The organism is Janthinobacterium sp. CG_23.3, assembly GCF_046115965.1.
Classification (GTDB): Bacteria; Pseudomonadota; Gammaproteobacteria; order Burkholderiales; family Burkholderiaceae_D; genus Janthinobacterium.
Genome location: NZ_JBJXIB010000184.1, coordinates 1 through 8,029 on the forward strand (window position 1 = coordinate 1; position 8,029 = coordinate 8,029).

At 67.5% G+C, this 8,029-nt stretch carries 6 protein-coding genes; 3 read left to right on the plus strand and 3 right to left on the minus strand.

Annotated features, from left to right (window positions below):
• Positions 1-182: 182 nt before the first annotated feature.
• The 3 genes from ACFDR9_RS26075 to ACFDR9_RS26085 all read right to left on the minus strand — a co-directional run bounded on the left by ACFDR9_RS26075 (position 183) and on the right by ACFDR9_RS26085 (position 4,201).
• Entirely contained in the window at positions 183-719 is a 537-nt protein-coding gene (locus ACFDR9_RS26075) for a GNAT family N-acetyltransferase (protein WP_017874785.1), read from the minus strand.
• A gap of 72 nt (positions 720-791) precedes the next feature.
• Positions 792-2,657 carry a signal peptide peptidase SppA gene (sppA, locus tag ACFDR9_RS26080; RefSeq protein WP_409032852.1) on the minus strand — a complete coding sequence of 622 codons (1,866 nt, stop codon included), beginning with the start codon at positions 2,655-2,657 and terminating at the stop codon, positions 792-794.
• A gap of 77 nt (positions 2,658-2,734) precedes the next feature.
• The gene (locus tag ACFDR9_RS26085; RefSeq protein ID WP_409032853.1) at positions 2,735-4,201 is read right to left on the minus strand and encodes a sodium:solute symporter; all 1,467 of its coding nucleotides are present in this window, start codon (positions 4,199-4,201) and stop codon (positions 2,735-2,737) included.
• Positions 4,202-4,440: 239 nt separating this feature from the next.
• Here ACFDR9_RS26085 and ACFDR9_RS26090 point away from each other — a divergent pair, with 239 nt between their 5' ends.
• The 3 genes from ACFDR9_RS26090 (at position 4,441) to ACFDR9_RS26100 (ending at position 7,965) form a co-directional block, all read left to right on the plus strand.
• Positions 4,441-5,064, plus strand: a complete 624-nt coding sequence (locus tag ACFDR9_RS26090; protein ID WP_409032854.1) for a DUF2799 domain-containing protein — start codon at positions 4,441-4,443, stop codon at positions 5,062-5,064.
• Between the two features lie 162 nt (positions 5,065-5,226).
• Positions 5,227-6,045: a substrate-binding periplasmic protein gene (locus tag ACFDR9_RS26095; RefSeq protein ID WP_409032855.1), complete on the plus strand. Its 819-nt coding sequence runs from the start codon at positions 5,227-5,229 to the stop codon at positions 6,043-6,045.
• 57 nt (positions 6,046-6,102) lie between these two features.
• Positions 6,103-7,965, plus strand: coding sequence for an ATP-binding protein (locus tag ACFDR9_RS26100; protein ID WP_409032856.1), 1,863 nt, complete (start codon positions 6,103-6,105; stop codon positions 7,963-7,965).
• The last annotated feature ends 64 nt before the right edge of the window (positions 7,966-8,029 follow it).

Consider the following 8,029-nt stretch of genomic DNA (forward strand, 5'->3'; position numbering starts at 1 on the left):
CCGCCCTTGACCCCGCCGATACCGAAACAAGGGATAGGATAAATTTGCGAAAAACCAGTTGACTTGGAATTCATCATAGAAGGTCGGGTTAGCGCACAGCGCGTAACCCGACTGGCGTCGTCGGCGGCTCGGCGTCGGATGACGCGTGCCTCATCGGACCTACGATAGGTTGCCGGGGAAGTCTACCATTCCAGGCCGAGGATGGCGTCGTGGTAGTCGGTGGCGCCGACGCGGAAGGTGCGCGTGCCGACCTGCTCGAAGCCGCAGCGCCGGTAGAACGCCAGCGCGTCGTGGTTTTCCGCGTACACGCCCAGCAGCACCCGGCGCGCGCCCCGCTCGCGCGCGTGCGCCAGCGCCGCGTCCATCAGGCGTTTGCCGATGCGCTGGCCGTGGAAGCGGTGCAGCAGGTAGACGCGCTTGATCTCAAGGTCGTCGGCGCGCGGCGCGGCCACCGCCAAGGTGGACGGGCTGAGCACCAGGTAGCCGACCGGGGCGCCGCCCGGCATGGCGTCGGCCAGCCACAGCCGCATCGCCGGCTCGGCCAGCCAGGCGCGGTACAGGCCGACGTCGTGCTGGCGCGCGCAGTGGGCGATGATGTCGGCGCCGTCGAGGATGCCGGCGAACGCCTCCAGGAACGTCGCCTGGCCCACCAGCGCCAGCGCCGTCTCGTCGCCGCCCTTGCATGCCCGGATCTGTATTGCAGCTGGTTTGTCAGTCACTGTCTGCCTTTCAAAATGCGACAAACCGGACGAGTCCGGTTTGTTGTGAATATCGGAACGGCTACTCTACCATCACGGCGAGCCGCACAGGCAGTGCGTCAGCGCGGCGAACGGTTTGCGCTCGACGCCGACGTTGGAGAGCCAGCGCAGGTCGTGCGCGATGCCCAGCGCGGCGCCCGGCGGCAGGCCGGTGCCGGCCGTCAGGCCCAGCTTGACTTGCTCGTCCAGGCCCAGCGCGCGCACCGCCGAGCCGGCGAACAGGCCGAGCACGCGGTCGAACTTGGAGATGTCGCGCTCGATGTAGGCGACCCGGTAGCCGCCCTTGAGCTTGGCGCGCCGGGCGGCCGACGCCAGCGCGTCGCCGTAGCGGCCGACGGTGTCGACCAGGCCGCGCTCCTTGGCCTGCGCGCCGGTCCAGACCCGGCCCTGCGCGACCGCGTCGATTTTCTCCGGCGTGCTCTTGCGCGCCTGCGCGACCTTGCCGGTGAAGTCGGCGTAGATGTGGTTGATGCTACCCTGGATCACCTGGGCGAAGCGCGGGTCGAGCGGACGCAGCGGATTGCTGGCGTCGCCCAGCCAGGTGGTGGTGGTGCCGGCCGTGTGGATGCCCAGCTTGTCGATCACCTTGTCGGCGGTCGGCACGATGGCGAACACGCCGATCGAGCCGGTCACCGTGCTGGCGTCGGCGATCACCTCGTCGGACGCCATCGAGATCCAGTAGCCGCCGGACGCCGCCACGCTGCCCATCGACACCACCACCGGCTTGCCGGCGGCGCGCGTGAGTTCCAGCTCGCGCCGGATCAGCTCGGAGCCGAAGGCGCTGCCGCCGGGCGAGTCGACCCGCAGCACCAGCGCCTTGATGCTGTCGTCTTCGCGCGCCTGGCGGATCAATTTGGAGGTGGACAGGCCGCCGATCGCGCCGGGGCCCTCTTCGCCGTCGCTGATCTCGCCGGAGGCGACGACCACGCCGACGGCGTCGCCCAACAGCTTCGGATGCTGGCGCGCCAGGTAGTCGTGGAACGAGACCTGGCGGAAGGACTTGCCGTCGGCTTCGGCGGCGCCGCGCGCCATCATCAGGCGGCGCACCTCGTCGCGGGTTTTCAAACCGTCGACCAGCTTGGCCGACAGCGCCACCTTGGCCATGTCGCCGCCGGCGGCGCTCATCAGCGCCGGCAAATCGTTGATGTCCTTCATCAGCGCGCCCTGCGGCAGCTTGCGGGCCTGTTCCACTTCGCCGGTGTAGGCGCTCCACAGCGCGTTGTTGAGGGAGCTCTCCGCTTCGGTGGCGGCGGCCGACGGCCCGTTCGACACGTACGGCTCGGCGAAGCTTTTATAGGTGCCGACCTTGAGCAGGTTGACGGTGACGCCGACCTTGTCGAGCGCGTCGCGGTAGTAGTTGCGGTAGCGGCCGAAACCGTCCAGCAAGACCCCGCCCATCGGATGCATCAGCACCTCGTTGGCGTGGGCGGCGACCAGGTACTGGCGCTGGTTGTAGCCGGAGCCCCAGGCGGTGACATGCTTGCCGGTGGCGCGGAAGCGGTCCAGCGCCGCGCCCACTTCGCGCAGCGAGGCCAGGCCGCCGCCCTGCAAGTCGTCGAGCACGATCACGGCGCCGCTGATGGCCGGGTCCTTGCCGGCGGCGTCGAGCACCGTCAGCACGTCGCGCAGCTGCACCGCTTTCTTCTCGTCGCCCTGGACGTTCGACCACAACGTGTCGCGCACGCTGCCGCTGTGCTGTTCAAGCAACTGGCCCTGCAGGTCCAGCACCAGCGTGGTCTTGGGCGCGAGCGCTTGCAGGCCGCCGCCGAAAAACGCGTAGGCCACGCCGGCGAGTATCGCCAGGAATAGCAGGTTGAACACGAAGCGGCGCGTCGCGTCGAGCGTGCGCCAGACAAACCGCAGGCCGCGGCCCAAGGGGGGGAAGGGATTCAGGGACATCGATACTCCGGCAGGTAGGTTAACTGGGATGAAGTTGCATATTATTTACTGTAGACCGAATATACAGCACAGCGCGTTCAATTAGACAGGACGGTGGCCGGTTCGGTTTCCGGCGCCGACATCAATAACAGCGCGCCGAACACCAGCAATCCGTTAATGATAAGCAATTCCAATCCCAGCCGATAGCTGCCGAACAGCTGTTCTTGATAGCGCTCAAGGAAGGCGCACAGCAGCGGCCCGGCCAGCGTGGCCGGCACCACCCGCGGCGCGGCGACGTTGCGGCGCGTCAGCAGGCCGAAGGCGAACAGACCCAGCAAGGGACCGTAGGTGTAGCCGGCCAACTTCAAGATCACGCCTATCATGCTGGCGCTGCCGATCCACTTGAATCCCATCAGCAGCAACAGGAACAGCGCGGCGAAGCCCAGGTGCACGCGGTGGCGCCAGCTGGTCTGGCGCGCCTGCGTCCAGCCGCGCCGCGGCAAGCCGAGGATGTCGATGCAAAAGCTCGACGTCAGCGCCGTGATGGCGCCGTCGGCGCTGGGGAACAGCGCCGAGACCAGCGCGACGAAAAACACCAGTTGCAGCGCCGCCGGCATGTGGCCGAGTACCACCGCCGGGAAAATCTGGTCGCCGACGGCGCCGACGCCGACCAGCGGCGCGTACAGGTACAGCAAGCCGCCCAGGAACAGGAACAGCGACAGCACGCCGACCAGGATCGCGGCCAGGCTGAGCAGGTTCTTTTTCGACTCGGCCAGGGTCTTCACCGAGATGGTCTTTTGCATCATCTCCTGGTCCAGGCCGGTCATCGCGATGACGATGAAGACGCCGGCGAGCACCTGCTTCCAAAAGTACGCGGGGCTGTCGACGGCGCCGGTGACGACGCGGGTCAGGCCGCGCGCCTCCATCCGGCGCAGGCTCGCGGCCACCGACAGGTCCATCGCGTTGAGCAGGAAGACGACGCAGGCGAGCAGGCCCAGCAGCATGGCGGCGGTCTGCAGCGTGTCGGTCCAGACGATGGTCTTGACGCCGCCCTCGTAGGTGTAGAGCAGGATCATCAGCAGGATCGCCGCGCTGCTGAGCCAGAACGGCACGCCCAGGCTGTCGAGGATGCAGGCCTGCAGGATATTGACGACCAGGTACAGGCGCGCGCTCGCGCCCAGCGTGCGCGACAGGATGAAGAAGGCGGCGCCGCTCTGGCCGGCGCGCCGGCCCAGGCGCAGGTCGAGGTAGTGGTAGATCGAGGTCAGGCGCAGCCGGTAATACAGCGGCAGCAGCACGCCGGCCACCACGGCGTAGCCGATCACGTAGCCGAGCACCAGTTGCAGGTAGCCGAAGCCGTCGCGCCCGACCGCGCCGGGCACGCTGACGAAGGTGACGCCGCTGAGGGTGGTGCCGACCATGCCGAAGGCGACCAGCATCCAGTTGCTGCTGCGGTTGCCGATGAAGAAGCTCTGGTTGGTGGCGTTGCGCGAGGTCAGCCACGCCACGCCCAGCAGCAGCGCGGCATAGCCGAATACGCAGGAAAACAAGATAGCAGGTGACATGGTGCGGTCCGCAATGGTTCAGTTGGCCGGCAATATACACCCAGGCTTCGCCCCCAGCGCGGATAAGTCAGCGGGCCGGCAACGCCGAATCCAAACCGGGGGCACACGGCCGCGGCCAGACCCCGAGCGTCCGCCCGCGGGGTGGCGCCGGTGGTGTTGCCTATTCAGCGCCGAAGCCGCCCACGCCCGCGTGATAGAATTTCGCCACCCTGCCACTTCGCCACCTTTCCGGGATGCCAATGCGCCTGCTCCACCTCCCCCTCCTCCTCGCCGGCGCGCTTGCGCTGGGTGGTTGCGCCAGCCTGAGCAAAGACCAGTGCCTGGGCGGCGACTGGCGGCAGATCGGCTTCTACGACGGCATCAAGGGCCTGCCCAGCGCCGAACTCGACAAGCACGCCAAGGCCTGCGCCGAGTACGGCGTGCAAACCGACTTCGAGCGCTACCACGCCGGGCGCAGCAAGGGTCTGCTGAACTACTGCCAACCGGAGAGCGCCTTCCAAGAGGGCCGCGCCGGGCGCGCCGACAACGTCGCGGCCTGCCCGCCGAACCTGCAGCGGGACTTCCACGGCGAGTACCGGCGCGGCGCCGAAATTTACGCGATGGAAAGCCAAATCGCCAACCTGCGCTCGCAGCTGTCTTCGAACGACGACAACATCCGCTCGAACAACCGGCGCATCCACGACATCCGCACCGCGCTGGACCGCTCCGACCTGGGCGCCGACGCCCGCAAGAACCTGCTGAGCGAATTCAACCGCCTGGTCAACGACAACAACGCCATGACGCGCGACAACGGCTACCTGCACCGCGACCTCGACCGGCGCTACGACATGCTGCGCCTGCGCCTGCGCGACTTCGGCCGCTGAGGCCAGCCGCGCAACAACCGCGGCCGCTGTCGCCCCATCGTCGTACTTTCATTCCCTTCCAGCCTTGCCTGGGGTACACTATTTTTCGCGCATGCAGTTTTAGCCGGAAAAGGACGCTAAGACGACGCGGCGCCAGCCATCGCCAGTGAGCAGGAGTGCAACATGACAGTGTTTCGAACGCCGCGTTCGTCCCTGCCGGCGCTGCCGTGCCTGCTGCTGGGCGCCGTGTTGTGCTGCCTGCCGGGCGCGGCCCGGTCCGCGCCGCCGGCGCAGCCGACGCTGCGCCTGGCCAGCCTGGAATGGCTGCCCTACGTCGGCCCGGGCCTGGAGCGCGGCGGCCTGTCCGGCGCGGTGGCCGCCGCCGCCGCCGCGCGGTTCAACTATCACCTCGACATCGAGTACTTCCCGTGGAGCCGGGCGATGCGGGTCGGCCTCGAAGAGCGCCATTTCGCCGGCTACTTCCCGGCCTATTACACCGAGGAGCGGGCCCGGCAATGCTATTTTTCCGCGCCGATGGGACAGAGCACCATCGGCCTGGCCTACCTGAAGGACGCGCCGCTGCATTTTCGCAGCGCGGCCGAGCTGAGCGGCCTGACCATCGGCGTGGTGGCCGGCTACTCGAACGGCGACGCGTTCGACGCGCTGGTCAAACAAGGCAAGCTGCGCACCGACACCTCGCCGGCCGACAGCTTCAATCTGAAAAAACTGCTGGCCGGGCGGGTGCGCGCGGCCGTCGTCGACCAGGCCGTGCTGCGTTACCTGATGCTGGCCGACCCGGACGTGCGCAAGGGGCGCGCGCGGATCGCCTTCCACGAGCAGACGCTGGCGCAGTTGACGCTGCACGTGTGCTTCCAGCGCACCCCGGCCGGGCTGAAGCTGCGGCAAGCGTTCGACGCCGCGCTGCAAGGGCTCGACATCGCCAAGATCGAGAACGCGTATTTCCAGCAGTTGGAAGGCAAGGAACCCGCCGGCGCCAGGTAATCGGGCCGGTCCAGAATCACGCGGCCACGCCGCGGCACCCGCAAGGAGCGACATTAGATGCACCTCAGACTGCGCTCATCCATCGTCCTCACGGTCGTCATCGGGCTGCTGATCCCGGTCTCGATCAGCAGCGTGCTGACGCTGGGCCAGCGCGAGCGGGCGCTGATCCTGCGCAGCGAAAGCAACCACGCGCGCGCCGCCGACATCCTCTCGCTGGGCATGCAGGAACCGCTGTGGAACATCAATCCCGAGGGCGGCCTGCCGCTGCTCGAATCGCTGCTGGGCGACACCCGCGTCGTCGCCATCACCGTGCGCGACGGCAAACAGCGCGAATTCCTGTCGAAATATTATCCGGAGCGGCGCAAGGGCCGCCAGTTCAAACTCGACAAGCCGGTGCTGCACGAGGGCAAGCAGATCGGCGACATCAGCCTGACCATGGACAGCGGCCAGCTCGACGGCGAAGTGGCCAACGACCGCTGGGGCGTGGTCTGGACCGTGCTCGGCCAGCTGCTGTTCAGCGTGGTGCTGATCGTCACGCTGCTGCAGCGGCGCGTGCTGATACCCATCAAGCGGCTGATGCACGAATCGGGCCGGCTGGCCGAGCGCGACCTGTCGACGCCCTTCGTCTGGCAGCAAAAGGACGAGCTGGGCAGCCTGGGCGGCAGCCTGGAGCACACGCGCCAGGCGTTGCAGGCGCTGTTTTCCGAAATCGAAAGCAAGAACCGCATGCTCGAGGCCGACATCCAGCACCGCGCGCTGACCGAACGCGAACTGCAGCGCCACCGCGAACACCTGGAGGAGCTGGTGCGCGAGCGCACCGCCGAGCTGCAACTGGCCAAGGAGCGCGCCGACGTCGCCAACCAGGCCAAGAGCACCTTCCTGGCCAGCATGACGCACGAACTGCGCACGCCGCTCAACGCGGTGCTCGGCTACGCCCAGATCCTCAAGCGCGACAAGGGCCTGAGCGAGCGCCAGGCGGTCGGCCTGAACACCATCCAGCAAAGCGGCGAGCACCTGCTGATGCTGATCACCGACCTGCTCGACCTGGCGAAAATCGAGGCCGGCAAGTTCGAGCTAGTGCCCGAGCCGGTCAACCTGGCGGCCTTCCTGGCCGGCATCGTCAACATCATCCGCGTCAAGGCCGAGCAAAAACACCTGCGCTTCGTCTTCCAGGGCGACGCGCAACTGCCGCACACCGTGCTGATCGACGAAAAGCGGCTGCGCCAGATCCTGCTGAACCTGCTGGGCAACGCCGTCAAGTTCACCGACGCCGGCGAGGTCCGGCTGCTGGCCTCGGGCGGCAGCGAGGCGGGCGACCGGGTGCGGCTGCGCTTCGACGTCGAGGACACCGGCGTCGGCATGAACCCGGGCCAGCTGGGCCACATCTTCCAGCCATTCGAGCAGGTCGGCGACACCCAGCGCAAATTCGGCGGCACCGGGCTGGGCCTGTCGATCAGCCGGCAACTGGTGCGCCTGATGGACAGCGACATCGGCGTGCGCAGCGAACTGGGCGCCGGCAGCGCCTTCTTCTTCGAAATCCACGTCGGCCAAAGCGCGATGGAGGTGGCGCCGGCCGGCGAGCGGCGCATGGTCGTCGCCTACCAGGGCGCGCGCAAACGGGTGCTGGTGGTCGACGACATCGCCGCCAACCGCGACATGCTCAAGGAATTGCTCGACACGCTGGGCTTCGACGTCGAGCTGGCCGAGAACGGCCTGGAAGGGGTGCAGCGGGCCGCCGCCAACGCCCCCGACGTGGTCTTGATGGACATCGTCATGCCGGTGATGGACGGGCTGGAGGCGACCCGGCGCATCCGCGCCCTGCCCGGCCTGGCGCGGGTGGCCATCATCGCCATTTCGGCCAGCGTCAGCAAGGAGGAAGAGGAAGACACCCAGGGCGATTGCATGAAGGCGAAGGTGTAGCCGATGGCGAAGTTGGCAAATATTGCTTGTAAACTCGTTGAGAAAGGCGTTTACTCTCAATATT

Bases quoted from the DNA above. Each gene is read 5' to 3' on its own strand.
- sppA (WP_409032852.1), bottom strand. From the start codon at position 2,657: ATGTCCCTGAATCCCTTCCCCCCCTTGGGCCGCGGCCTGCGGTTTGTC.
- ACFDR9_RS26085 (WP_409032853.1), bottom strand. From the start codon at position 4,201: ATGTCACCTGCTATCTTGTTTTCCTGCGTATTCGGCTATGCCGCGCTG.
- ACFDR9_RS26090 (WP_409032854.1), top strand. From the start codon at position 4,441: ATGCGCCTGCTCCACCTCCCCCTCCTCCTCGCCGGCGCGCTTGCGCTG.
- ACFDR9_RS26095 (WP_409032855.1), top strand. From the start codon at position 5,227: ATGACAGTGTTTCGAACGCCGCGTTCGTCCCTGCCGGCGCTGCCGTGC.
- ACFDR9_RS26100 (WP_409032856.1), top strand. From the start codon at position 6,103: ATGCACCTCAGACTGCGCTCATCCATCGTCCTCACGGTCGTCATCGGG.